The organism is Formosa sejongensis (assembly GCF_033447105.1).
GTDB lineage: Bacteria > Bacteroidota > Bacteroidia > Flavobacteriales > Flavobacteriaceae > Formosa.
In genome coordinates, this window is record NZ_JAWQUN010000022.1 from 43,870 (window position 1) to 70,640 (window position 26,771).

Annotated in this window: 27 protein-coding genes; 6 read left to right on the forward strand and 21 right to left on the reverse strand. The window is 31.6% G+C overall.

Annotated features, from left to right (window positions below):
* Positions 1 to 149: 149 nt before the first annotated feature.
* The 6 genes from R6X41_RS16110 to R6X41_RS16135 form a co-directional block, all read right to left on the reverse strand.
* A complete protein-coding gene (locus R6X41_RS16110; RefSeq protein ID WP_318501380.1) occupies positions 150 to 596 on the reverse strand; it encodes a cytochrome c oxidase assembly factor Coa1 family protein in 447 nt (148 codons plus the stop codon).
* On the reverse strand, positions 589 to 1,080 hold the full coding sequence (locus R6X41_RS16115) for a hypothetical protein (RefSeq protein ID WP_318501382.1): 492 nt from the start codon (positions 1,078 to 1,080) through the stop codon (positions 589 to 591). The genes R6X41_RS16110 and R6X41_RS16115 overlap by 8 nt, the downstream gene beginning before the upstream one ends.
* A gap of 6 nt (positions 1,081 to 1,086) precedes the next feature.
* Positions 1,087 to 1,497, reverse strand: a complete 411-nt coding sequence (locus R6X41_RS16120; protein ID WP_318501383.1) for a mechanosensitive ion channel domain-containing protein — start codon at positions 1,495 to 1,497, stop codon at positions 1,087 to 1,089.
* 176 nt (positions 1,498 to 1,673) lie between these two features.
* Entirely contained in the window at positions 1,674 to 2,696 is a 1,023-nt protein-coding gene (locus R6X41_RS16125; RefSeq protein WP_318501384.1) for an FISUMP domain-containing protein, read from the reverse strand.
* A gap of 615 nt (positions 2,697 to 3,311) precedes the next feature.
* On the reverse strand, positions 3,312 to 5,165 hold the full coding sequence (locus R6X41_RS16130) for a MutS-related protein (RefSeq protein WP_318501385.1): 1,854 nt from the start codon (positions 5,163 to 5,165) through the stop codon (positions 3,312 to 3,314).
* Between the two features lie 527 nt (positions 5,166 to 5,692).
* A complete protein-coding gene (locus R6X41_RS16135) occupies positions 5,693 to 6,655 on the reverse strand; it encodes a hypothetical protein (RefSeq protein WP_318501386.1) in 963 nt (320 codons plus the stop codon).
* Between the two features lie 376 nt (positions 6,656 to 7,031).
* Between R6X41_RS16135 and R6X41_RS16140 the strand changes: the two genes are divergently transcribed.
* From R6X41_RS16140 to R6X41_RS16160, 5 genes are all read left to right on the forward strand, one after another.
* Entirely contained in the window at positions 7,032 to 9,143 is a 2,112-nt protein-coding gene (locus R6X41_RS16140) for an ATP-binding protein (RefSeq protein ID WP_318501387.1), read from the forward strand.
* Positions 9,133 to 9,777 carry a response regulator transcription factor gene (locus R6X41_RS16145; protein WP_318501388.1) on the forward strand — a complete coding sequence of 215 codons (645 nt, stop codon included), beginning with the start codon at positions 9,133 to 9,135 and terminating at the stop codon, positions 9,775 to 9,777. The genes R6X41_RS16140 and R6X41_RS16145 overlap by 11 nt, the downstream gene beginning before the upstream one ends.
* Before the next feature lie 344 nt (positions 9,778 to 10,121).
* A complete protein-coding gene (locus tag R6X41_RS16150) occupies positions 10,122 to 10,541 on the forward strand; it encodes a hypothetical protein (RefSeq protein WP_318501389.1) in 420 nt (139 codons plus the stop codon).
* A 35-nt stretch (positions 10,542 to 10,576) separates the two neighbouring features.
* Positions 10,577 to 11,194 carry an SIMPL domain-containing protein gene (locus tag R6X41_RS16155; RefSeq protein WP_318501390.1) on the forward strand — a complete coding sequence of 206 codons (618 nt, stop codon included), beginning with the start codon at positions 10,577 to 10,579 and terminating at the stop codon, positions 11,192 to 11,194.
* 47 nt (positions 11,195 to 11,241) lie between these two features.
* Entirely contained in the window at positions 11,242 to 11,922 is a 681-nt protein-coding gene (locus tag R6X41_RS16160) for a Lipl32 family lipoprotein (protein ID WP_318501391.1), read from the forward strand.
* 253 nt (positions 11,923 to 12,175) lie between these two features.
* Here R6X41_RS16160 and R6X41_RS16165 read toward each other — a convergent pair whose 3' ends face one another.
* From R6X41_RS16165 to R6X41_RS16220, 12 genes are all read right to left on the reverse strand, one after another.
* Positions 12,176 to 12,649, reverse strand: a complete 474-nt coding sequence (locus tag R6X41_RS16165; RefSeq protein ID WP_318501392.1) for a hypothetical protein — start codon at positions 12,647 to 12,649, stop codon at positions 12,176 to 12,178.
* A gap of 47 nt (positions 12,650 to 12,696) precedes the next feature.
* Positions 12,697 to 13,170: a hypothetical protein gene (locus R6X41_RS16170; protein ID WP_318501393.1), complete on the reverse strand. Its 474-nt coding sequence runs from the start codon at positions 13,168 to 13,170 to the stop codon at positions 12,697 to 12,699.
* A complete protein-coding gene (locus R6X41_RS16175) occupies positions 13,170 to 13,598 on the reverse strand; it encodes an META domain-containing protein (RefSeq protein ID WP_318501394.1) in 429 nt (142 codons plus the stop codon). Before R6X41_RS16175 ends, R6X41_RS16170 begins: the two co-directional genes overlap by 1 nt.
* The gene (locus R6X41_RS16180) at positions 13,595 to 14,218 is read right to left on the reverse strand and encodes a Pr6Pr family membrane protein (protein ID WP_318501395.1); all 624 of its coding nucleotides are present in this window, start codon (positions 14,216 to 14,218) and stop codon (positions 13,595 to 13,597) included. The genes R6X41_RS16175 and R6X41_RS16180 overlap by 4 nt, the downstream gene beginning before the upstream one ends.
* A gap of 471 nt (positions 14,219 to 14,689) precedes the next feature.
* Positions 14,690 to 15,160: a hypothetical protein gene (locus tag R6X41_RS16185; protein ID WP_318501396.1), complete on the reverse strand. Its 471-nt coding sequence runs from the start codon at positions 15,158 to 15,160 to the stop codon at positions 14,690 to 14,692.
* A 223-nt stretch (positions 15,161 to 15,383) separates the two neighbouring features.
* Positions 15,384 to 15,962 (reverse strand): NAD(P)H-dependent oxidoreductase, encoded by a 579-nt coding sequence (locus R6X41_RS16190; RefSeq protein WP_318501397.1) that lies wholly within the window; start codon positions 15,960 to 15,962, stop codon positions 15,384 to 15,386.
* 60 nt (positions 15,963 to 16,022) lie between these two features.
* Complete coding sequence (locus R6X41_RS16195; protein ID WP_318501398.1) at positions 16,023 to 16,586, reverse strand: Crp/Fnr family transcriptional regulator; 564 nt, start codon at positions 16,584 to 16,586, stop codon at positions 16,023 to 16,025.
* A 142-nt stretch (positions 16,587 to 16,728) separates the two neighbouring features.
* Positions 16,729 to 17,310, reverse strand: coding sequence for a hypothetical protein (locus R6X41_RS16200; RefSeq protein WP_318501399.1), 582 nt, complete (start codon positions 17,308 to 17,310; stop codon positions 16,729 to 16,731).
* 314 nt (positions 17,311 to 17,624) lie between these two features.
* Positions 17,625 to 18,020: a hypothetical protein gene (locus tag R6X41_RS16205; protein WP_318501400.1), complete on the reverse strand. Its 396-nt coding sequence runs from the start codon at positions 18,018 to 18,020 to the stop codon at positions 17,625 to 17,627.
* 164 nt (positions 18,021 to 18,184) lie between these two features.
* The gene (locus R6X41_RS16210; protein ID WP_318501401.1) at positions 18,185 to 18,763 is read right to left on the reverse strand and encodes a GNAT family N-acetyltransferase; all 579 of its coding nucleotides are present in this window, start codon (positions 18,761 to 18,763) and stop codon (positions 18,185 to 18,187) included.
* A 160-nt stretch (positions 18,764 to 18,923) separates the two neighbouring features.
* Positions 18,924 to 20,438, reverse strand: coding sequence for an IS1182 family transposase (locus tag R6X41_RS16215; protein ID WP_318501402.1), 1,515 nt, complete (start codon positions 20,436 to 20,438; stop codon positions 18,924 to 18,926).
* A 224-nt stretch (positions 20,439 to 20,662) separates the two neighbouring features.
* Positions 20,663 to 21,607: a restriction endonuclease gene (locus tag R6X41_RS16220; protein ID WP_318501403.1), complete on the reverse strand. Its 945-nt coding sequence runs from the start codon at positions 21,605 to 21,607 to the stop codon at positions 20,663 to 20,665.
* Positions 21,608 to 22,039: 432 nt separating this feature from the next.
* Between R6X41_RS16220 and R6X41_RS16225 the strand changes: the two genes are divergently transcribed.
* The gene (locus tag R6X41_RS16225) at positions 22,040 to 22,984 is read left to right on the forward strand and encodes an IS110 family RNA-guided transposase (RefSeq protein WP_318501407.1); all 945 of its coding nucleotides are present in this window, start codon (positions 22,040 to 22,042) and stop codon (positions 22,982 to 22,984) included.
* 36 nt (positions 22,985 to 23,020) lie between these two features.
* Here the strand turns inward: R6X41_RS16225 and R6X41_RS16230 are convergent, their stop codons facing one another.
* The 3 genes from R6X41_RS16230 to R6X41_RS16240 form a co-directional block, all read right to left on the reverse strand.
* Positions 23,021 to 24,034: an NAD-dependent epimerase/dehydratase family protein gene (locus R6X41_RS16230; protein WP_318501404.1), complete on the reverse strand. Its 1,014-nt coding sequence runs from the start codon at positions 24,032 to 24,034 to the stop codon at positions 23,021 to 23,023.
* Positions 24,035 to 24,095: 61 nt separating this feature from the next.
* Positions 24,096 to 24,665 (reverse strand): Crp/Fnr family transcriptional regulator, encoded by a 570-nt coding sequence (locus R6X41_RS16235; RefSeq protein WP_318501405.1) that lies wholly within the window; start codon positions 24,663 to 24,665, stop codon positions 24,096 to 24,098.
* A 225-nt stretch (positions 24,666 to 24,890) separates the two neighbouring features.
* Positions 24,891 to 26,612: a TlpA family protein disulfide reductase gene (locus tag R6X41_RS16240; RefSeq protein ID WP_318501406.1), complete on the reverse strand. Its 1,722-nt coding sequence runs from the start codon at positions 26,610 to 26,612 to the stop codon at positions 24,891 to 24,893.
* Positions 26,613 to 26,771: the final 159 nt, after the last annotated feature.

Consider the following 26,771-nt stretch of genomic DNA (forward strand, 5'->3'; position numbering starts at 1 on the left):
TAGAGCATATTTATGTGGGACTAAAAAAGTGCACTTTTTAAACCATCCTCTAAACGACTTAACATGAATTGTTCATTGTTCGTTTAAGCGTTAGTAGTTTCCAATATTATGTGTTTGTAGATAAGTTTATAATTAGGTTAGCCTTTTATTTATTCAGCTGTTATTATGTGTATTGTTTGCTTCTTTTCTGGTGGATTTTTAATTCGGACATTAATTATTGTATAGATCCACTCAGTATTAATTTTATCAGCAGAAATGTCCATTCGGGCATTCCCTTTTGTCCCTTTTAATCGGATAGATGAATTCACCGTCTGGTTCTTATGGGTATAATGGACTTCACCTTCTAAAATGGCAAGTTTATCAATGGGTTCTATGTCTCCGAGTAGTTGAATTACTTTTTGGTTAGATTTTACTTTTTCTAATGCCTTTTGATAAAGCTCTGTATCTGAATATGCTTGAGCTATATCTGCACCCATTCCGCTTATTCCTGATGTAATAAGAATAGTGATAGAAATCAATAATATAGCATTTAAAGGAACTAGCCATTTCCAATTTCTTTTCCACCAACTTTTTTGTGTAATTAGCTCGTTATTCATTTTTTTTCACATTTATAGTTGGTATTTGAACAATCTCTAAAGTAACAGAAGCAAGTTTTACTTTGCCATCTGTCATTTTTATTTCTTTTCCAATGCGTTCATGTAATAGGCTCTTTGTATATCTTCTTTTTTTATAATCTACGATATAGCGAAGATTAAATTGTATCCAATTATCGGTCATGGTGATTGCTAAAGTGGGATCGACTTGAGCATTTTCAATGTAGTATTTATTCACTACTTCACTCCACTCGTATTTGGATTTTGATATATATTCGGATAAGGTTTCGGAAGCTATTTTAACGACAATAGTTTTGGCTAATTCTATATCAGAACCAAATTTTGTAAGAAGATTAAATTCATCCCATACAAAAGGAAAATCTTTTGAATAATTATATACAGGTCCTTTAAAAACAAAGGCATTGCTTAATTTTACAATTCTTCCACTATAATTATCGCTAGAAACCCATTCGCCAATTTTTATCATCGTTGTTTATATGCTATCAATGTCTATTACATCGCCTTTAATATTATTAATTTCTATGCGATCTCCAGGCTTGTATACGTTAACGAAAAAGATATAGAAAGAACCCGCGACACTTAAAATTAACTCTTGCAATGTTATGGTAATACCTGCAGTAAGTAATCCAATGGCTAACGCAAAGTCTTTAATAGTCCCTGTAAAAAAAGAAATCGTAACTATAATTAGCAAAATGTAACCAAAGAACTCCACCGCTTTTTGTGACTTATATCTAATTTCTGTATCAGGAAGCTTTTTTCTGAGTAGACGTCTTAAAAAAGCAATGGTGAGTAATATACATAGAGCCCATATTAGATAGGTAATAATGCTAGAAGCAACAGGATGTGTATGTACCCATTGGTTAGTTTTTTCAATTATTTCCATTGTTCCTTAAATTACACATCTTGCTGATTGTCTGATTAATTGTGTGGATAAGTACTAAATTAAATGAAAAAAATGAATAATAAAATAGGTTAAAATATGTGTTAGTAGGCGAGTACATGGAAATTACAGTCCTTGCTTTTGTTGTAGGATATTCGATTTCAGTTATAAATAAGCGATTAATCTTTAATACAACGAATGCAGATTCCGGTAGCTTTGGCCATACCTAGAGATCTAGCTTCAGAATCGGTCTGATAGAATTTAATCATCTGGGCATACACACCTGTTGTAGACACCTCGCTACTACTCCGATACTGGCCAAATCTTTCAAAATCCATAAAAGAACCATCAATATCCGAACGAAAGCCACTTGCTTGCAAGTTAAAACCATAATAATCGGTACCATTACCACCCCAATCTTTAAGAGACATTAACGCTTGTACGGGCTGTCCGTCTGCAGCGACATAATCTAATAATTCTTGCCATTCTTGGTCGTTAGGTAAGTGCCAATCCTTAGGACATACCCCTTGAACATTTTCAGAGGTAGGGATACCTTGTCCGCCTATAGCAGCAGCATACGTATAAAATAAACCGTATGGAAGATAAAATTCGTTAGAATACAGTATAGAGTAGGCATCGTCTGAAGAGTTATTTTCAAGTGCACTCCATGCGTCATTAGTTGTAACTTCAGGTATATCTCTACCATTTGCATATTGGGTGACTCTTAAGTTTTCTGCCATCCAAGTTTGATTCCCTATAGTGACAATAGGATATACATTCCCATCAATATCTACAACCTGAGGTTCTGCTGTTTTAAAAGTGTCTTCAGCCCCATAAAATGTACCCTGACTGTTCGTCGCAAAGGCTTTAAAATAATAATCGGTATTTGCAGTAAGTCCAGTAATTGGAGCAATAAATACGCCTGCAGTTGGTATAGCTGTGTTAATTTGTACACCTGTACCTTCTGTAAAACCTGCACTATTTGAATATTCAAAACCTACAGCGGTTATTAAATCTGAGCCTTCAGTTATAATCTGACCTTCTAAATTCGCAGACGTATCTGTAATTTCATTTGCGGCTATGGTACCGATTACAGGTGTTGTATCGGTATCGTCATTAGAGCAGTTTGAAAGTAAAAGTAAAGATACTATACCCAAAAAGGATAGTGTCAGTTTTGTTGATCGTGTAAATAGGTTAGTCATTTTTTTTAAATTTGGGGAAATATAAATTAGTATAAAAGTCCATTTTGTATCTGGAAATAGGCCGTTTTTAAACACTTTTAATGGACGTTAATTAAGGCTCTAATTTAGTGAATATGTGCCAATTTAGACCCCATATTATTATTTTTTATGGAAGAGTATATGCTTTTTTGAATGTCCGTTATGTCTCACGATGTGTTGTTTTAATCAATGGCATTTTTCTAGACTCTGCCTCGGAGGTCGTTCATTTTACTTCGTGTCAAATCGAGTAGGGTCGAAGATCGTATGTAATGGTTTTCGACGCCGCTCAAACTAACATAATAGCTATTAGGAGTTAGTGCGGATGTACAATTGAGTCTTTCTGATTATAGACAACGCAATAGTATTTATGTTCGTAAAGTGTTTAGTTAACTAAGTTAGCAAAATGAAAGGAGTCATAGAGCATGCATAGTAAAATCCATAGAAATTTTCAACTTAGCTTATAACGCGTAATGTATACTTTACAATACATGTACTACGAATAATTCGATTATATTCCAACTCCTAAACATAGAGGTGTGAAGGCAATCTTTGCCATTTAAAAAGCGAGATCCATCTGTTTAAACTAAATGTCCAACGTTATAAATTTGGTGGATTTGGAATATGTGATAAAATATTTATGCCGCTGCGTTTCATCAGTTCACTAGCATTAAAGTCCGTGCAAATAAACGGATCAAGTTTATAGCTAAAAACCATCACATCATCTTTAATTTCACTATTAAAACTATAGTTTGTAACGTGTTTTTCATGTCCGGATAGTTTAGCAAGTTCAATATCGTGTGTCGCAATAATTCCGGATGTTTTGAGCGTGCTTAGTTGATTTATCAGCGAAAAACCACCACGATGTCTGTCTTTAGAGTTTGTACCTTTAAACATTTCATCTAAGAGGAAAAACACATTGGGCTGATGTTCTATCTGTTTTAGCATGTTTTCAATTCTATGTAATTCCGCATAAAAAGAGGAGGTGCCTTTCATTAAATTGTCTTGGGTACGCATGCTAGTAAATAGGTGCAATCTAGACACTTTTGCATTGGACGCACAACAGGGCGCACCCGAGAATGCGAGTACAAGGTTTAGACCAACGGTTCTTAAAAAGGTGCTTTTTCCTCCCATATTAGACCCTGTAATCATAACAATTTTACCATGTCCTTCGGAGTGAAAATCATTACAAACGCGTGTGTTCGCATCTATTAAGGGATGCCCTAAAGCTTCAAAATGAATGTCGTTATTGGTTACTGTGACTTCTGGAAACGTGTAGGTTGGATTTGCAAAACAGAAACCGGCAAAACTATTTATCACTTCAAACTCACTAATGACTTCTGCCCATAATTTTAAAAATGTTTTGTTTTTTAATTTCCATTTCTCTGTTTCAATAATCAAATAAATATCCAATAGCAGAAAACTGTTTAATAGCTGATACATATAACTCCCGCCTATAGGAACCTTTTTGATGGGCTTTTGGTGAGAGAATTCCAATACTTTACATATGCTGTTAATTTCATGAGATGCCGAATAGTGTCCTTTCTGAATTATGTTTTGTAAAGCTTGCAGTTTCTCTGATTTAAAACTCTCACTTTCAATTTTAGCGATAAGAGCGCGATACCCTTGAAGGGTGTTAAGATTTTCGGTTGATGTTTCTACAATATCTTCGGCATGTGGACTTACTTTTTTTAAAATGAAATAGTTAATAAGTAAAACTAAAATAATAATTGCGAGATATACAAACCGTTGTGTGGACTCCAAATGCACATAAAAAAAGTAAGCACATACTAATAATATTAAAGGGAGGACAATGGCGATGGCTATATAGAGATATCTATTTTTAAATAAAGCGACCGGCTGTTCTACCCAAGCTAATAATTTAGAATAGTCACTTTTTTTATTTTGAAAAGGCAGGCCAGAGGCTTGAAAATCTTGTCGCCACTCTAATTTTGTAGACAGTTCTTTTATGGCTTTTTGTCTGTCTGCTATTTCAGAAATAGAAGCCGGTGTTGTTAACCATTCCGATAGACGTAGTTTCCCAGATTCTGTCGTCGTTCTGTTTATTAATTGAAAAATGGAATGTTGTCCAAAAATATCTAAATCGGAAGTATAGGGATGATTTTGATCTATAAATGTATCTCCTGTATCAAACGATTCCAGATCACATGCTGCTCTCAGAATTTCAGAAGCATTGATGTTTTTTAATAATAAGGTATGTTTTTTTAATGCTGCTATTTTATCATACCGATTTAAAACAAATCCAAAAAGGAGTATCAAAATAGGAAAAGCAATTAAGGCGATTGTAACTAATTTAAAGCGCACTAAGGCAATGAGTTGGATAATTGAACATATAAAAACAAACACCCTAAGCACTGAAAACCGATGTAATTCGGTGTTTAGCTTGAGTAGTTTGGCATCGTATGTTTTTATATTATCTCTGTAAATTTTCATTGTTTTAAATTTAAAATAATGCTGAATATTATAATATCACGATAGTGAATCCTTAGAAAAAGGCTTGTTAGGATACTAGGATTTTCTGAAGGAAACTCAGCAGCTTGCTAACAAAGCAACTAACATTAGTTAAGTTTAAAAATAGCCTTTTTTTTTTAGTGTAGTACAACGTTCTTTCTTTTCCGTATCGATTAACAACGCATTGGTGAAATATGCCGTTGTTATTAATTCCTTTTTAAATGCTTTTTATATGTTGAACAATATGATTCGACATAGTCTAGATATGTTTATGGAATTAATTTAGCAAGCTAGCCTGAACAGGGTATTCTTTTATCATTCAATATCTGAATTGTTGTTTAGTAGGCAATAGCATTCACGACTAACTCTAATACCGAAGTGCGAAAATAGTTAACCCTAAGCAAAGTTTTATCCTTTAGGTTTGTAGGGTAGAGTAGATGCTTCATTAACCATATATACAGCGGTTTAATGTGTGACATAATGCAAGCTATTATAAGTAGTACTTGAGATTATGCATAATAGGTTTTAATCATTTGAATTAAATAGACTATAAAAATACTTATTGCAAGACCGATATTAACTTTTGCAAAATCCTTAGCTATAAGTTTGTAAGAGTTCTTTAATTTGTTCTTGTTTAGAAGGTAATTTATTGCTATTTCACGTCCAGCAAGAATTCCAATAAATGTCCAGGTTGTACTCATAGGAATCGAGTTATAATTTCCATATAAGAAGAGCATTAATCCGTAACAAAGGTCGATTATTGTAGCAGAGCGAATATTTCGGGTGTTTACTTTCTGATTAACGATTTCTTGAATTTTACCACCACGATTTTTGAATATATAGGCCATAATGGATAATATTATGACAAGAGAACCCAATAGTTCTAACAACGATAATTTGCGAGGAAGGAAAACAAAGATGTTAGCAAAATCCTGAATTAACCACTGAGACCACAAAAATGCTGTAGAGCCCCATTGTGCAATGATCCAATACTTTTTTTGTTTGGTATTGTCCACTTTATCAATAGATTTTTTTGATTCAAAATTTTGGGCAATTAACAAGTAAAGCAGAAAGGCTGAAACAACAGCAATACCATAACCATAAACCGATTTAAGTATCATTTTTTCAATAATCTGTTGACTCGAAAAAACACTAAGTATCATGAATGTGGTACTAACAGGTATACCAAAACGGGTAATAACCAATAAGGAAAGCGGTGCAATTAAATGCCACCATTTAATTGTTTCCGGTAGATTTATATTATTTAATCTTTGGTAGGATACGTCTCCACTATTGAAATACCATCCGTAAAATAAGGTTGCAGCTAAAATAGTAGATGCAAATGCCCACAGAACCACCCAATGCATTTTGCTGTTAGACGACAGAAAAGTCCCTAATGTTTGTATTACATCATTACCTATTACGGCATATGCAGCTAGAAAGAAACCAGTATAAATTATAAGCAATTCCATGGTGTAATACGGTTAGTTGTAATCGTTATTTAATACTGCTATAGTAGGCTTTTTTTTAATACTATAAGTAAGTCTTGTCCTTAAATTTAACGACAGTTTAAAATTGTTTTAGACTAATAATTCATATACCATATGTGGTGTTTTAAAAACTAAAGATAGATGTAAACTTATGTCGTGGGATATATTAACCTTAATTTTTGTTTTGCTTATAGCGTGCTACACGTTTGTAAATTTGCGCTCAATGTGGTGTTTGTATTTGGCCATATCAAACTTATAATTACTTGGTATTGTGTGCTGTATTCTAAACTTTTTTAAAAAACGTGGAAAACCCTGTTTTCGGGGGTGGTTATACGTTCTGCAATTCCTACATTTGCACATGCTTTTTAAGCCCCAAAATATTTTTGCTTTTCTCCTTGTGTGCTATACTTCAATTTGTATAGCCCAAACAACAACGTCCATTATTGCCATTGAAGACAAAAAAGTAGACTCGCTTTTTTACTATTTTAACAATGGCTCTGATAAAAAAGCATATCAACAGGCACTTCGTCTTTTACCTAAATTTAAAACAAATAAAGCCTTAGCAAACACCAATTTGTTACTAGCTTATTACCATAATAAATATACTGAAATAGATTCTTCTATTTATTATACCCAACAAGCGCTTAAAAGCAAAAACATAGTTAACGATTCTTTAGGAAACAGACTAACTATTTTAGCTTACCAATTACTTGCCATAAACAATAAAAATAGGGGCTTGTATCATGAAAGTAAAAAATGGCACATTAAAGGCGCAGAACTAAGCGAGAAATACAACGAAACAAATTTGTATTACTCACATTTACACGGTTTAGCAAGTACATACATTGCATTGGGTAAGAACCAAGAAGCTCTAGAGCTTTTTGAAAAATGTGTAAAATATTCTAACGATGATGAAATTATTTTAGGAAGCTACATCAATTTGGGGTCTATTTATTCGTCATTTTACCAATATAAAAGATCTAATAATTATTTGCAAAAAGCGAAAGCCATTTGTGAAAAAGACAACATTGATATACAAGCCTTAATAAACGTTATTATTAATATAGCCGATAATTATTTGAATATAGGTGAAACAAATAAAGCCCTTTTAGAATATTACGACGCCAAAGAAATAAGCTTTCAAAATAAGTTCTATAATTTAGAACTTATAATTACAGACAAAATTGGGACCTTATTATATAATGAAAAAAGAGATAATGATGCGCTTTTAATATTTACTAGCGCTTTACCAAAGGCTATTAACTTAGGTGCTTTAGACTTGCAGATGCATAGCTATCTTATGTTAGAAAAACTCTCGGCTAGAAAAAATGATTATAGTAATGCTTATAACTACGGAAAGCGGTATTACATGATAAAAGACTCTATAGAGAACTCACAAAAGGAGAAAGAAATAAATAGTTTAGAGTTTAAATTTAAAACGCTCGAAAAAGAAAAAAAAATAAAAGTATTAGAGATAGAAAACCTAAATAAGAGTTTAAATATTAAGAACAAAGATGCAGATATAGAAAAATACAAACTTCAAAAAGCTATAATTGCAAAGCAGAATGAAAATCAAGTCCTACAATTACAAAACGGTGTTGAAAAACGTAAAAATGAAATTGCATTACTTAAAGAAAGAGATGCGCTAAAAGCGGTAGAACTGGATAGAGAAAAGACTATTAAATATATTGTACTTGTCGCTTTTTTCATTTTATTAGTGCCTATTATAGCACTCTTAATTATTTACTATCAAAAACTGCAAGCTCAAGGTTTACTAAATTTAAAAGAGAAAGAGATAAACGTGCAACGCGTTAATTCGTTGAAAAAGGATCAAGAAATTATGCTTATAAAAGCATCTGTTGAAGGCCAGAACCAAGAGCGAAAGAAGATTGCACAGGAAATGCACGATAGTGTTGGTGGTAATTTAGCAGCTATAAAATTACAGTTCAGTCAGCTTTCTAATCACCCGGAAAAAATGAGTTTAATCTATAGTCAGTTAGATGATACTTACGAGCAGGTAAGAAACTTATCGCATAACTTGTTACCTAAAAAAATTAGAGAAAATGATTTTGTCGATTTAATTAAAGAGTACATAAACACCGTTCAAGAGGCTAGTGAACTCACCATAAATGTTGCTTTTTTCGATGAAGTAAAAATTAATGAACTAGACAAAATATTACAGAACGAACTGTTTTCAATTTTTCAGGAATTAACAACCAACACGCTAAAATACGCTAAAGCAAAAACCATAGATATACAATTAGATCTTTTAAACGAATGTATCTTTTTTGTATATGAAGACGATGGTATTGGGTTCGATTTATCTCTTACGACATTAGGTATAGGTTTAACCAATATAAAAAATAGAGTAGAAAATTATAACGGCATATTACATATTGATTCGCAACCCAACAGAGGAGCCAATATCAATATAGAAATTCCATTAAAAGCACTTACAAATGAAGTATAACCTTATTATAGCCGACGATCATAAAATGTTTTTAGATGGCTTATTAAGTATTCTAAATACAGAAAGCAATTACAACATTTTATATACGGCAAAGCATGGTGGTCATATACAAAAATATATTTCTATAAATACCGAAGAAAAAATAGACCTCGTAATTACAGATGTTACCATGCCAGAAGTAGATGGTATTGATTTAAATAAATGGATAAAAGGCACTTCTAGAGATATAAAAACTTTGGTTGTGAGTATGCACAATACACCGGAGATTATTGATGCACTTATAGAAGATAATGTAGATGGCTATCTTCAAAAAAACGCACAAAAGGAAGAATTTTTAAAAGCTATTGAAACGATTTTAGGAGGTGAAAAATACTTTTCAAAAGAAATTAAAGATATCTATCTTCAAAACAAGTTTGAGAAGAATAAAGAAAAGGAAATTAAACTTACAAAACGCGAGGTTGAAGTGATCTCGCTTATCGCAGAAGAATTTACCACTCAGGAAATTGCAGAAAAGCTCTTTTTAAGTAAACATACTATTGAAAGTTATCGGAAAAACTTGATTACGAAACTTAATGTTAGAAACCTCGCTGGATTAACTAAGTACGCTATAAAAAAAGGATATGTGTCTTCATAACGGCAACATAGTCATCCCTTTTACGCAAAGACGCTATTTTATAATAGCGGCTTTTTTTGTTTAAAGTGGTTTTCAGCATAACGCAAATCTATTAACCGAATAGAAAAATGGGTGGTTCTGCTCATTTTATTTCAAAAAGCATAAAACAACAAGTTGTTAAGTATTTATTATCAGCATTATATGGTGAAACTCACTGTTTTCAGGGTAGTGTTTTTCACTAAAAACAGGGTTAAAACAAGAAGTCTATTGCTCTAGATTTGCATAAGAATATGAGAGACATCACAAAACAAATAAAGTGTTTCAAATATAAAAAAACCAAATTTTAACCATTAAAAAAAAACATTATGATTTTCGGAATTACACTAATCTTATTAAGCATCATCGCAGTACCATCTTTATTATTATCAAAAAAACCTAATGCAAAAGAACTTTTAGAAAAAATAGAACCTTACCAAGGTTGGATTGGATTAATCTTTTGCTTTTATGGTGTTTGGGGAATTGTATTTTCAATTTTAAACTTAGGTTGGATTACAACATTTCCAATCTGGTGGGGAACTTTATTAGCAGGAAATATTATTCAGGCTGTTTTAGGATTTATGCTAGGGTTTAGCCTTATCAACAAATATGTATTATCTAAAAACGATGCTGTTAAAGACAATGCTGTAATACTTAGAGAAAAGTTAGCGCCAAAGCAAGGTAAATTAGGTCTTATTGGTTTATTCGTCGGTATTTGGATGATTGTAGCTAACATTCTTTTCTTTTAAAAACACATATCACAAACCATTAAATATAAATTATTATGAAAAACATTATCTATTTAGTAGTGCTAATGTTTGCTTTGCCAACATTTGCACAAGACAGTAGAAACACAATTACAGTTATTGGCGAAACCCCAAAACAAGTGTTAGACGACAGTTATATTATTTTAATCACGTTACAACAAATTATGGTTTATGAAGGCCAAGGTGAAATTGAAGCCACATCTTTAGATCTTGTTAGAGAAAATTATATTAAAAAAGCAGAAGCGGCTGGAATAGATTTTAGCAAATTTAAACGGAATACCTATTACGAGTTTGCGATGTCGTATTCGCAAAACAGGGAGTCTGCTTGTTATTATTTAAAAACGTCTGATAAAGATGAAGTGAGAAAAATAATGCAATTAAAATCTGCAGGAACGTCTATTGACAATGTAGATATGAAAAGTGCAAAATTAACAGAACAAGAATTAGCAGAACTATCAACATTGGCTATTGAAAATGCAAGAGCAAGAGCTGAAGCGATTGCAGTAAAATTGAATAAAACAATAGGCGAAATAGTTACTATTTCAGACTCAAACACTAGCGAACAATATGTGATGGATTATGGGACTTCAAACTCTCAAGCTCATAGTGTTTCCGTGTCTTTTGAATTAAAATAAATTTACGAATGTCTATAAATAAACAAAACATAAAAACCAATACCAAAATGAAAATTAAATTAGTAGTATTATCAGTATTCGCTTTCTGTTGTATTTTTAATGCAGAAGCTCAAAAATTAAATAAGTTTGGAAGTTCAGTAGAGAAAAAAGTTGGACCAAAAACCATTCAAGTACCTTACACAGATGTTATTTCTTATTTAGGATATGCTTCTGCAGGTAATGAAGATGAAATAGTAGATGGTAAAAAATTCTATTATATCTATCTATGGATTCCTGCTGTTGCTCCAGAATTAGGTGTAAGAATGCTTTCTCCTGTTGGGAATACAAAAGTTAAAGACGCTATTGAATCTGCGGCTTACACTGAAAATGCAGGGTCTAGCGATTATTTTGATACTTACATTACTTTAGAGCGTTCTACTATTTTTAAAGCAGAAGATATTACTGAAGAAGCTGCCAAAAATGCAACTTGGACAACTCTTGCTAGCAACGATGATAGTAGTGATATGCCAAAACAACCTAGCGGAAGCAGTTATAACTCGTTATTAAGATATACAAGTGAAGTAGGAAGTCCTACAAAAGCTTTAACTGTTGGTTTATACCGTATTGGTTTTACAACTTACAAAACAGGAGAAGTTAATGGAACATTTTTAGCAGAAGTTGCTGCTCCAGTAAAATTACCTGGTGTTGTTATGGCTAAAAGCATTGAAGATCTTCAAAAAGGACTATAATATTAAAACAGAGATATTCGTATTTTAACTAAACCCCTCTTTATACAAAATAAAGAGGGGTTTTTAATATTAGGCTGTTTAGTGTTAAATCTGCTATAAATTGTGATTAATAGTATGAGTGAATCGTGTTTTATCACTTGTTTTTGCCCTGTGTTGTAAGGGATTCCGTTTGGTGTTTAAGGTAGATAATTACAAATAGAGTCTGTTTTAACTCGGAAAACGGTATTCTATTTATAAAGAAATATCCAGGCCATCATTTCTCGCAATTTGCTTTTGTTAAAGGTGTAGTCGAAGTATATTTAATGGTATTTACATCGTTGAATTTTGTGCCATTTTCATTTAATTCTCCGTAGCCTTCAATAAGTAGGTCGTTTTTAACTAAAAAGGCCATTTCTCTCGAACTTTCTATTCCTTCTGAATTAAAAGTGTAAGTTCCAATAAGCTTGTCTCCATTTAGAGTGCCGACGAATTTTCCTTTATTGCTATCTTTTTCTGCATAAGCAATGTTCAGGTCTGCTGTTACGTATGCATTTACTTCGGTAATTTCCATTTTAATATTGTTGCCATCGCTGTTGTAAGTATAGCAACCGATTTCTAAAATTGATTTTGGCGTTGTTTCTATTACTGTTTTAACTTCTTCTATTACCGTTTGGTTATCTGTTTTAGTATTGTCTTTACAAGCTACGATGCTAACGAGTGCAAAAATTAATAAAGCTATTTTTTTCATATTTTTTATTATTTCAATAATTGATTTAATGCGCTTAAAACTTAAAATTAATTATAGGTAATATCGTTTCCATAACCTTGTATGTTATGAAGTGATGATTCTGTATTTTTTTTATATTCAACAATTACGGTGTATGGTGAAACGTTACCAGACATTGCATTGTTACATTCTAATTGGTCAATTTGGATGTTAAGTTGGCTTGATTTTGTTTGAATTTCATACACTCTTAAGCTACTATGTTTAATTATTGCAGGTCCTGTATAAGGTGCTACAATGGAATCTGTTATTGTTATTAGCTTAATTTGATTATTAGATAGTTCCAAGGTCCAAAAAGGCTCTGTTCCCGAAGCTCTAAAATAAATAGCAGTTGTTTTGTTTTCAGAACTCATTGTTTTTGTCGAGTTCAAAGACTCGTTTACAGTTTCAATTTCTGTACTTTTAGAGTGCTCTTTTTTCTTATCTACACAAGAAAAGCTTAATAATAGCAAACATAAAGTGCCTATTTTTAGAGTGAGATTCATTAATTATCCGATTTTTTAAATCGCATCATCGGGACGTTATCAATCATTAAGTTTAGTTTTCCATCTTGATCCAAACTGTACTTGTTTATTTTTTTTATCATATTCATAAATACGGTTTCTCCTTCTCCACAAAACATTAATGTTGATGGTCCAGGGTCTCCAAATGAAATAGAATTACCACTTAAAGTATAATCTGCCGAGTAGCCATTACAACTATTATTTCCGGAGACTCTATGTGTTGTTTTGTCGAATGTAATCTTTGGTTTTTTGTCAGGATATAATCCTTCGAAAGCAATTCGAGGTCCTGAAATGTACTCCAGTTCCCAAGTTGTACGATATAGTTCATCTCCATCAATATTATTCTTAGTAGCACAAGAAACAATTAGTAATGTAATTAGTGCAACAAGTAAAGGTGTCTGTTTTTTCATAAAGTGTTGTTTTTAAATTTATATTTTCCAATAGAAGATAAAGCTATCATAATTACAATTGTTAGCGATAAAATTACTGCAATGTTTATTAAGGCACTTTTATAACCAATGTCTTCAATGTTAAGAAAAGGATATGGATAATACCCAGATAAATAACCTCTTACTATTATAAATATAAGATATATTGATGGAAATATTAACCAATTTAATATGGGTTTTAGCAGTAGGTCTTCTTTTTTAATATTGAAAAACCAATATCCAAACATAAAGAGTGGGATTATAGTATGCAATAATTCATCAACAACATATTGAAGTCCAGTTGGCTCCCATATGTGCCTTAATACTATCTGATACACCAAGCCTACAATTAATATGAATGCTGTAATGGCGGTTAGTGTTCCTTTTGCAAAAAATAAATTAAACGGATATTTTTTGAGTCTGAAGACATGTGTAGTCAAAAACAAGGCTACTAAAATATTTGTTAGGATAGTAAAAAAACTAAAAAAGCGAATAATCGTTTCTGGAACATTAGCAATTCTGTTTTCAAGCATTAAGAAAAACTGTGCAATAATGGCGAACCACACTATGCTAAATCCCAATGTTTCAAATTTTCTATTCATTTTTTTTAAGGTTTGCCAACGTTTCGTGGCTTTGCGAACTTCGTAACCGTAATCTTTCGGCTAAGATAAAATTTCTTGCGAAAGATAAACTTGAATTTTCCAGATGAGCACAGACCTAGCAATGAATTATGCACGTTGTGTGTGCCCAGTATGGGCATCTTTTGATTTGCCGAAAGGTAAATAATTAATCTAGATGATGCAAGCCTGCCTATCGGACAGACAGGTCCCTAATGCGCAAGAAAAACCCTTCGGCTCTGGATCAGGGCAGGGGCTTTGAAGTATTAGTAAGTCGCAAGGGGTGAAATCGCGAGGTTTTATCTGAAGGTTATTTGTGATTGAATAAGGAGTAAATACCAGTACAAAACTCGGTACTGATACTTCGACCTTGCACTGCAGCGCTGTGAGAGGCGCACTCTGGCTACTTTAGTCAGAGCCGTTTACTCGACTGGCAATAGTGTTTTTATTTTTTATTCAAAATGGCCATCCATTTATCAGTTTATAATTTGCTATTGAGTCAAATAAAATTCCGATTTCTTTTTTCGGATTCCATTGTTGGTTTATAAATTCCGCTGGGTTTTTAGTTATGTCAGTCCAATTTGTATTTGGGAAAACATATAAATTCCAATGGTCAGAATCCCAAGTTCCATACATTTTTTCATTCGGCAAATAGAGTAGAATAAATTCAGGGTCATAATATTCGCATTTGTCAGTCAAATTAATTGCAGGAATTTCATAATATGATTTTCCATTAGTTTCTCCCCTAATCCAAACGTTTCCAAGTTTTAATTTTTCAAAGTCAATAATTTCAACAAAGTCAGGTTCCACAGATTTATGGTCGTAATTCAATTCCGTTTTAGTTTTTAAGAATTCAGTTAGATCTTTAGGTAAATTCATATTCTGTCCAAATATTGGTAAAGCAAATAATATTACTATAAATTTCAAATTATTACGGATTTTCCACATTATTGCCAAGGTGTTATATCAAAACAAATATAATCTTTTAGAGGAGCCTATTCTAGGGTAGCAACACTATTTATGTGGTTTTAAGCTCATATTAATAGCTAGATCAGGATTAATTTGCGACCATTCTTATCGAAGTACTCTAGTGAGAAATTAAGAGGTTTTTACTTGTTTTTTAACACAGTACGTCTTAAGTTAGTAGTAGCTACTTCACGTTTTCTCCTAACAATGTTACTTTTTTTAACCACTTTTCTCTAAACTCGGAAGTAGAATTTTTTATTGAGGCAATATAAGTTGTTTTTACAGGACTTATGCCACAAAATTTTAATGTCCCGTTTTTAAATTGGTTGATAGTCGGGCTTTTCATTATCAGAAAATCATACCATTTTGGAGTATCAGCCGTAATAATTAATCGTGCAGATTTTCCTTTCAGTAGTTTTTCTGGTAATGCTTTTCCATCAATCGGTTGATAAGTAATAGACGGTAAAAATGTTCTATCAATAAAGCCTTTCATAAGTGCTGGATAGCCATACCACCACATTGGAAAGACCCAAACAATATGGTCTGCCTTAATAATTTTTTCTATGGCTAAAACTAAATCAGGCTCCAATTCCATTCGTTTCCGATAGCCAAATTGCAGGTTAGGATTAAATTCCAATTCCGCAATGTTAATTTGAGAAATTATAGAATCTGTTTTATTTGCTCCTTTTATATAAGCTTCCGATAATGAGTAATTAAAGCTCTCTTTGTCAGGATGTCCGTTTATTATTAATACGTGTTTCATGGTTGTTCTTTGTTTTGTGCAAAGAACAATACTTGGTTACTTTATTAAAAGGACATATGTCTAATTCGAAATCGTTTTTCTTATTCTGCTTAAATGTCTTTGGGTAATTCCTAAATATGAAGACAGAAAATTTAAGGGGATTAATTGTAAATATTCAGGTTGATTTATTAGTAAATCTTTATATTTTTTTTCTGCCGATTCTTTTTGCAACAAGAACACTCTTTTTTCCATTTTTATATATTCTTGTTCAGCAATTAATTTGAAAAATTTCAGCCAATTTGTACTTGATTTCTCTAAAATTAAAATTTCTTCTCTTGATATAGTTAATAACTCTATAGCTGTTAATGCTTGAATATTTTCAATTGTTTTTGTTTGAGATAGGAAAGAAGAATAAGCACTAACAAAAGAATTTGAAAAAGTAAAACAATAGGTAACTTCCTTTTCAGATGAAGAATAATAAAACGACCTAAACACACCAGAAACCACAAATGCAACTTCTTTAGATATTCGATTTTCTTTGATAAAAAAATCGCCCTTTTTTAAATTCTTTTTCCGAACCTTACTTTCAAAAAGGGAGATTTCGTTTTCGGTTAGAATGTTAAATGATTGTAGGTAGCTCCTCATTTTTTCTTAATTACTGCCAACGTGTTATATATACACAAAAATTATCGTTTTACCCATAGACGCCAAAGCAACCGGATTCGTCAACACAATATTCAGCTCTGACCTATCGGCGAGCCGAGTACTTAGTTATTAGCTGTAGGCCTTATTCTCTCAGGTTTTTGACTACTTTAATCTGCTCTTGGATTGCTTTTTCTGTTCCGATAATGTCTTTTAAATATAAAATTAAAACTTTCTTTTTTTCCGTATTTGTTTCATTCAGATTCTCATTGGCAAAATTTATTAAAGTATTGCTTTTTACTTTTAAAACTTCTTTTTCCTCTACTATATCTGATAAAGGAATAATTAACTTATAATCAACTAACTCAAGTTTTGAACTTGAAATGGCATTCCACGCATTAGTTTTTATAGTAGCAATTTTTACTCCACCGACCTTTAGAATAGATTGCATAATACTTACATCTTTATCGTTAGAAAAATGTTGCAATGTATCTATTAATGACATTTGAATAGGAATAACATCTTCGATGCCTTTATCAGTTGCGTTCAATTCATTATCAATTAAACCTAACATTTCCGTGACATATTCTTGTTCCTTTTTGTTTTGATTCCAATTACCTATAGAAAAGGCAATTAAAATCCCAATGGTTACTGGAATTATTTCTTTGATGAAATATTTACCATAACTTAAAAGTTTGTATCTGATTGGTTTACTTTTATCTGGCATTTTTTATTCTTATCAATTATTGCGTTTATGTTTCGTAAATTTTAATTTATTTATATTCAAAATTATATTAATTCGATTGTTATTTTTAACGAAAAGGTTTTTTTGGGCGTACAGCTAACGTGTTATATCAAAACAAATATAATCTTTTAGAGGTGCCTATTCTAGGGTAACAACACTATTTATGTGGTTTTAAGCTCTTATTACTAGCACAATCAGGATTAATTTACGACCATTCTTACCGAAGTACTTTAGTGAGGAATTAAGAGGTTTTACTTGTTTTTTACCACAGCACTTTGTTGGCAAATCGTTTTTTTTCATTCTAATCGTACAAATTTTCCAGAATGAGAAAACACGTGTAAATTTACTCGCATTGTAAATTCAATAGTGTCATTTTTACAATCCGTAATTTCATAATATGGTTTTCCGTTTGATATTAACGCTTTCTGAAAGTCAGTCAAGGAATCCGTTTGTTTTTCCAATGATTTTAGTTGAAAAGTATTTTCTCCAAGATTTTCGATAATATAATTTCGATTTTGTTCAGAGTTGATTTCTGTTAAGTTTTGTCCATTTATTTCAAACTCAAATTTTGGATATTCCGAAAACTGTTTGTCATAAACTACTTTATATCTTCCGTTTTTTAATTCGCAGTTATCATCAGCACATTTAAATCCGAAACTTATTAAAATCAATATGTAGAGTGCTTTTTTCATAATGTTATACAACGTGTTATATCAAAACAAATATAATCTTTTAGAGGCGTCTATTCTAGGGTAACAACACTATTTATGTGGTTTTAAGCTCATATTACTAGCACAATCAGGATTAATTTGCGACCATTCTTACCGAAGTACTGTAGTGAGAAATTAAGAGGTTTTTACTTGTTTTTTATTACGGCACTTTGTTGGCAACTGGCTTTATTCCTCCATTTATTTTTATTCTCAATGTTCAGTCGGAATAAAATCAAATTTGAATTTGCTATATCAACGCTATCTGCAATCTTAAATTTTAATTCTTTAAGAAGATTGGTTGAACTTTGATTGTCCTTATGTGTATAAGCAACAATTGTTTTTAGTCCGAGTGTTTGAATTGAATACTCAATTATTTTTTTTGCCGCCTCTCTCATAATTCCTTTTCCTTGATATTCCGATAAAAGTTCATATCCGATTTCGCATTGTTTTTGCTCTTCTGAAACATCAAAAAGGCAAATTGTACCCATAAGTTTTTCGTTTCCTTTTTGTGCAATTGCCCAATAAGATAGGCTATTGTTTTTTATTTTCTCAATAAATTTTAATACTTCTTCTAATGTTTTGCTTGGTTGTCTTCCGAGATATTTGTTTATTAAAGTATCAGAACGAAGAATAAATATTTCTTGAACATCGCTGTCTGATAATTGGCGAAGATTCAACCTTTCAGTTGATAATATAGGGAAGGTTTTCAAATTTGTATTTTCCATCTTTAAGTTACTTTTTTGAGTTCATACAACAAATCTAAAGTTTTGATTTGTTGCTTTAACTTATTGAATTCGGGATGTTTCTTCAGCTTGTTGCCAACGGCAGTCTGTCTAATAACCGACTGCAATTTTATATATGTCTACTAAAATACAGTTTTTTGTATTAGCTGTATGCTAAGATTTTCTTTTTTGAATTTTGTTCGTATACTACTTTAAACCCCATTAGAATAGATACGATGAACCTAAAAAAGGACTTGTAAGCTTTAAAGGCACACGTATTAACTTTTCTAATGATATTCCAAATTCTTATTAAGTTATAAGCAATAAACATAAAGCCTACATCAGCACTAGCGCGTTGCATCGTTTTCTTAGTGATAATGTGATCAAAACTCCATTGACGTTTTATAGTTCCGTAAGGATGCTCAACAATGGCTTGCCTTTTTTTATAAGCATCAGGATTTTGCAATACGCTTTGTGCATTAGCTTCAATATACTGATGGTATTCACTGCGCTGTATCACCTTTCCGTTTACTTTAGATGTGGTGCATAATGCTCTTAATGGGCAGGTTTTACATCTGTTTGTTTTATATTGTTTGAAACGATAATTACGAGCTTTATAGGTGCTGCCATTACTTTTAAGTATGTTTGCTTGTGGGCAAGTGTACGTGTCGTTTTCTTTATTATACTTAAAATGTTCTGAGTTATAATTTGGATCAGGAGCCTGTGAAGCTCTTCCTATTCCAGGGATAGCGACAAGGGTTTTAATACCTAATTGATTAGCAGTTTTAAATTCACTCCCTGTATGATATCCTTTGTCATAAAGGGCAGTAAAGGTATTTGTTCCTAAAATAGTTTTAGCTCTCTGTAACATCTGTCCCATAGCTTTGGAGTCATTCTTATTGGTGACCAAGTAGTCGAACGGAATATTATGATCTGCATCTACAGTAGATTGTACACAGTAAGCAACTTCAGTAATATTATTACGTATAATCAAATGCTTGCTATCGGGGTCTGAGGTAGAAATTTGTGGTTCTCCAGAGGCCTTCAACTGTGCATTTAGTTTTTCATATTCATTTCTGCGACCTTGATGTTTATCAATGTTCTTCTTGATTTCTTCTTTCTTATTTTCACTATCACTCTGTTCAAGGGCTTTATTGTACTGCTCTAGTTTGTTGTCTATGTAATCTAAGTGACGTTGTATTTTCTTCTGATTGAAATTGTTCTTTTTACTATTCTGAGCTCTAAACTTAGTACTTTCTCCAGCAATAAGTGTAGCACCGATAAGCCCAAAATTGCGTGCAATTTGTACGGTAGCAAAAAACACTTTTTTAATAGCCTTTCCATTATCTTTTCTGAAGTTACTAATGGTGTTGTGATCTGGAGCAAGCGATTCAAGCAGCCACATCACTTCAATGTTACGCCTGCATTCTTTTTCTAATTGTCGAGAAGACCGAATACGGTTCATGTAACCGTAAATGAAAAGTTTGAAAAGGACAGATGGATTATAAGCAGGAGAGCCGTTTTCTATAAAGTCTGAACGGAATTCGGGTTCTGCGAGGTTAAGTGAATCTACAAATTGATCTATAGACCTTAAGCTGTTCTCAGATTCTATAGAATCTTCAAGAGAAACAGGAAAAAGGCAGGTCTGTTGTCGGTCTTTTCCAAGTATGAATTTCATAACTAAAAGATATAAAAACTATCTGAAAATTACTTTATAACTGTTTCTAAATATCACTAAAAACTTAAATAGTTATTAGACAGTCTGACGTGTTTGTGTATGATTTCGTTGCGTGGTTAAAAAACTAATTTAGCAAATAAAAACCGAATAGAAAATTCGGAAGAATTTTCGTAAGCAAGCCAGACCCTAGCAATGAATTATACATGGTGTTGGCAGTTAGTTTTCTATTCAATTGAAAAAGATACTTTCATGTTTTCGGTTGTAAATTTAGATTCAAATATTGAATTTAAATAAATAGTTAATCCTTGACCACTACGTTTTGCAATCCAATTAACACTTTTAAAAAAATGATTAGTTGGTATTGAGATTTTAGATAAATCTAATGTTATTCCTGCACTTCCTTTTGTGTTTATTAGTTCAATACTTCGAGTGTGATTTTCTTCGACAGTAGTACGACTATTAAGTTTTTCATTATTGGGATTACCATAAGAATAAAAATATACAACATCTTCTATTGTTTGAACAAATTTTAAATTTGCCTTAATCTCAATTCTCTTAATACCAAACTTGATAAATTCATCAGCTTCAGTAAAATCAACTTTGATAGATTTTTTGATATTCTCTTTAGTAGTGTAATCTGCAATATGTTTTATCATTACATATACAACATCTTTGTTTTGTATAATCCACTGTTCTATATATAATAGAGATACTTTTTCTAAATTTTTTTTAGGAAAAATAAAATTCATTTCAATATCTTTAATAGTTAACCATTCTATTTTAATGTCTGATTTTTCTCCCCAACTTTCTGCTTCTTGGATGCTTACCTGAGATAAATCCCGAATAATAATTCCTTTGGCCTTTGCTTTTTTCTTAGCTCCACTAGTAAACCCTGAAGCAGATACTGCAATCATGGAATCAACACCTAAACTGATTTTTCTACCAATAAGCTCTTCAATCCATTTAACATTTTGAGGGGTTTTATGAATTCTGCATTCAACATGAGTGATTTTTTCATCCTTTTTAATGGAAATATCTATTTGTCTTGGTTGTTTAATATTATCTGGATCTGGTAATTTGTCATTCCATTTAACTAAAGATTTCCCTTGTTCAAGAATTTGTTTAATTCGAGTTATCTTTTTCTCAAAATCATCTGACTTTTTAGACATGAATTTTGTTTTTTGTGTAAAATGTTAAAATTACTGCCAACGTGATTGTGTATCTTAAGTTAGCCTTATCAAATATAAGTTATAAATTAAGTATCAAATCAGAAAGAACAAAAAGAGAGGATTAAGGTTATTTTGTGTATTGAGACTGCGATCTCGTTTTTCATGACAATCCCCTCTCTTTTTGTTCATCTTTAATTATTTGTTTTAATAAGGTATTCAAGAACCTCATTCTTCGGTTTCTACACAGATTTCGTACAGTTATATGAGGCTATTAGACCTCGATTTTATAGCCTGTACAGAGCTTGTCGAAGTATTGAAACTCGCGTAGGTTGTACTTTCAAAAGTCATTTCTTATGAATAAAGATATTAAATATTTTGAATTGCCTAGCATATCATGAATACCTAATTATTAATATAATAAAAGATGAATAAATAGACATTAGTCATTTAGTATTCGATGTTACAGATTCAGATGGCAATTACTACCAGTTCAAAAACAATCCATCTGGTTTCAATAAATTTTCTAAACTCTTAGATATTGATAGCTATTGTGTGATGGAAGCAACAGGTTATTATCACTATCAGTTGGCTTATTTTTTACTAGAGTCAGGCATCAAAGTCTCTGTAGAAAATCCATTAGCAGTAAAACGGTTTATACAAATGAAGTTGTCTAAAATCAAGACAGATAAAAGTGATTCTAAACTGATTTGTGAGTATTCCAAACAGGTAGAATTAAAACTGTGGCAAGGAAATTCTAAAGTTCAAACAGAGTGTCTACAAATGACCAGACTCCTTTCTGTGTATACAAAACAGAGTACTATGTTGAAAAATAAAATACATGGAGAAACTGTTTTAGGCAATCCAAGTAAAGTAGTAGTCAGTTCCTTAAAACGAAGTTTAAAGCATGTTCAGAAGGAGCTAAAAAATTTAGAAGACAAACTATTAGTATTAGTAAAACAAGAGTACCAAGATCTATTAACTCGCGTAAAAACCATTCCAGGTATTGGAAACAAAACAGCCGTTATGCTATTGGTGTTAACTGATGGATTTGATCGTTTTAGAAGCGGAAGTGAATTATGTAGTTACGCAGGATTAACACCTGTAATTAGAAAAAGTGGAAGTAGTATAAATGGACGACCCCGAATTAGTAAAATAGGTAATCAGAAACTACGCAATCTGTTATTTATGTGCAGCTTTAATGCATGTAAATACAACAAAGCTTGCCGAGATATTTATGAGCGTATAGTTGCCAAAGGAAAGAGTAAAAAGTTAGCATTAATAGCTGTGTGCAATAAGCTCTTAAAACAGGCTTTTGCTATAGCCAAATCGGGATTGATTTATGAAGATTCTTATAGAAGTACTTTACTGAAAAATTAAGTAGATTTTACTTGTTTTTTACCACAGTACTTTGTTCTATGCCGTTTTTTTTTCGTCCCAATCATTTTTCAAATATTCCAAAGCATCAATTAATGCTTGTTTCGAAGGATTTGGATTAAAGTCTAACTCTTTTACCGATTTACTAATATCATAATCCTGTTTTAAGCCATAGAACATATCTAAATAATGTCTTTGCAATTGAGGTTCATTCCCAGTAATTTTACTGCTAAACTCCATTAAACCAGCAACAGAATATAATAAACACTTTGGTACTTTTTTGGGTGTTTTTAATTTCAATTCAGGATATAGTTTAGATGCTATCTTAACGCTTTCTTGTAAGGTAGTGTGTTTGTAGTTTGATAAAATATAACGTTCTGAATTTCTACCTTTTTTCATCGCGTTATATGTTCCTAAAGCAACATCTTTTACATCTACCCAATTTAAAGTTACGTTCGTATCTACTGGTATTTCGCCATTCAAAATTTGCAAGACAAGATTGTTGGAATAACTTAAATTGAATGCTTTAGAACCAATCATAGCTGAAGGAAGTACAAGAACTGTTCTTATTCCATATTTCTCGCCCAATTCTAATGCTAATTTATCCGAATCATTTTTAGAATTATAATACCAATTTCTTCTATCCTTATTGTATCCGTTATCTACATTGGCAGGTAGTTTTGTGAAATCTAAACTGGCTAAAGAACTTACGTATACAATATTTTTTATACCACATTCCTTTGCAATATCAAATACATTTTGAGTTCCTTGCATATTGTTATCGTAAATTTCAGTTTTAGGATTTTTAGCCCACATACTGAAATTTGCAGCGACAGCATATAAATTTGTTACTCCTTTAAATGCTTTTTTTAGAGATTCTCTATCCGTAATATCAGCTTGTACAACTTCACAATTTAGACCTTTGAAAGGTTCTTGATTGTTAATGTTTCTAACTGTTGTTCTTACTTTTTGATTTTCGGAAAGTAATAGTCGAACCAAGTTGTTTCCTAAATGTCCATTTCCTCCTGTTACTAATGAAATTTCGTTGCTCATTTTTTCTGTTTTATTTTTGAGCAAATTTCGATGACTTTTAAGGATTTAAAAATAACAATTGTTAGAAAGCGACTTGTTTTCTTATTCGACTTAAAGATTGTGGTTCTATTCCTAAAAATGATGCAATATTATCTACAGAGACGTTTAGTGCCAGCTTTGGGTATTGATTTATAAACTTTAGATAGCGTTCTTTAGCTGTCAAAATTTGAAAATCTTTCACACGTTCTAACTTACAGCTTAAATGTTCATTTGTAACTGTTTTTACAAAGTCTTTCCAAAAAGTTGTGTTTACTTGTAAATTGTCAAAGTCAGGTTTAGATATTTTAATTAGTTTACAATCGGTAATTGTTTCATAATAATCTAATGAAGGTGTTTGTTTCATAAAACTATCTAAAGAGGTGAAAAAATCTTGTTCAGATACTAAATGTTGAATTACTAATTTACCATCGATGTTTTGATAACCTTTAACAATACCACTATTTAAAAAATAAACATAATGTTCTATTTTTCCAGCTTCTAAAAGTTTGGTATTTGCAGTTACATTTTCCGAAATAAAACTATTTTCAAGTATGCTAATATCAGTATTAGATAAAGAAAATTGTGATTCTATTTGTTTTATTAGGTCTTTCATTAGTGCTTGATTTTAAATGGCATACAACGGTTTTGGCTAAGGTTAGTGTGGGAGGTAGACAATTCGAGAATTGTCAGCCGAGCCACTAAGCTTATACTTATTTTGTGTTTTTATTTTGCCGACCAAAAAATACTCAAATAAGAATAAGCGACATTATAAACAAGCACATAACTTTAGGCTAAAACTAAACCCCACATTAATTTTATACGGTGTTATGGGCTGGCATTATTCTGCACCAATTAGTTCTTTTAATTTCTCTTTTTTCAAATACGACATTCTTTTAATAGCTCCTGCCTTATAGTTTCCACTTTTGTCAATAAAAGCATAGCTTGGAAAACCACTAAATGAAAATAATTCCATCAACTCATTCTCAATGCTTGATTCAATAAATAAATGAGTTCCTCCCATTTCTAATTCAATAATCTTTGTCTTCCATTTTTCAATATCTGAGCCATTTGAAGTACATAGATACACAAATTCGATAGGTTCGCTTTTAAACTCATCGTGCAATTTTTTACTATATGGCATATCCCCTAAACAAGGAGCACACCAAGTCGCCCAAAAGTCTAAAATTAGAGCTTTGTCATTAAATGCAGTTTTTATATTTGATAGTAGTTCTTCTGCTTTAAGATTATCAACTTTATATAATTTCGCGCCAAACGGCAACTCTGCAATTGGGGTTCCAATATTTTTGTTTGGTGTGAAACTTTTTTCATCTTTCAGAATTCTTTCAATAGAAGCAATTTCCTCTATACTTTCTTCGTAATTTGATTCCAAAACCTCTTTACACCATTCTGTACTAACTGTATTTAGTGTAGTCTCAAAAACTATTTTTTTCTCTTTTGGGTCTTTGCTTGATATTTTAAGTTTTAGTAAATCGGCTTTATTGGGTGTAAAAAGACTGTCAATATAGTTGATTTTTTTTGCGGTTTTAAAAGCAATAATCGTATCCTTTAACATCGGATATATGCTTTTTGAAAGTTCTCGAAGCCTAATAGTATCATATGGAATTTCGTTATCCCGTTGAGCTTTAATATTGGAATATTCATTGATTTTTTGTTTCTCAGAACTTGATAATTTGGTATATCCAAGAAAGTTGTCAATGTTAATTCTATTATATTTTCCTGCTCTTGTCTCCAGATAGGTAAAAAGATAGCTATAAAACCCAGAACCATTATTTGAAACTAAAAGAGGCTTATGGTTTTTTATATTCTCAAATAGATTTTCGCTCATTTGTGGAGCTTTCGGACTCCAATGTTTGACGCATATATCTCCGTAATAATCAGATAACCTTTCATTTTTAATAAGCCAAGAATATGGGGAGGGATTCATTTCAATAAATTCATCGTCAATTTTATGAAGAATTACATAAAGGCTGTCATATTTTGATAGGAATGTTTTATAATCCAAATCTCTATCTCGCTTGACCTTTGAAATAGCTTTCCCAATATTCGGTAGTTGTTTTTTTGTGTAAAGTATATGGTCATTTAATAATGAGTTTACCTCTCCATCAGTTCCTAAATATTTTACGCCTGCTCCATTCATATAAGCGCGCTTTTTTCTTAAACTATCGGCATCAAGTTCAATATACAAATCAGAATTTGCATAGATTCCTGCGTAAAAAAGTTTTCCAGCGTGTAGCCATATTTGTTGGTAAGGGAATGCACAATCAATTTCTAATTCAAAGGTTCCATCAGGGTTAAGCTTTCCGTTCTTTTTAACTTTATTTTCGTTTTGTGCAAAAGGAGTTACAAGTGAATATTCCAATTTAATATTTTCAATTTCTTCATCTGTAAGATTAAGTACTTTTCCTGTAACAACAGGAATATTTTTTTCTTTAAAAAAGTACTTGTCAAATTTAGCATCTTCAATAGCAATTTTTTTACCCGAGTTACACGCAATCATAAAAATTGCAGTCAAAAATAGGATCGTGGTTTTTATTTTCATAATTGTTATTTATGTTTTCTGGGTGCTCATTTTTGCTGTCTTATCCTGAAATATGGCTACAGGTTAAAATTGAATTAAGCTGATAATTTATATACCATATTGGGTGTTTTATAATCTAAAGATAAATGTAATCTTACTTCATTGTATAAATCAATTGCA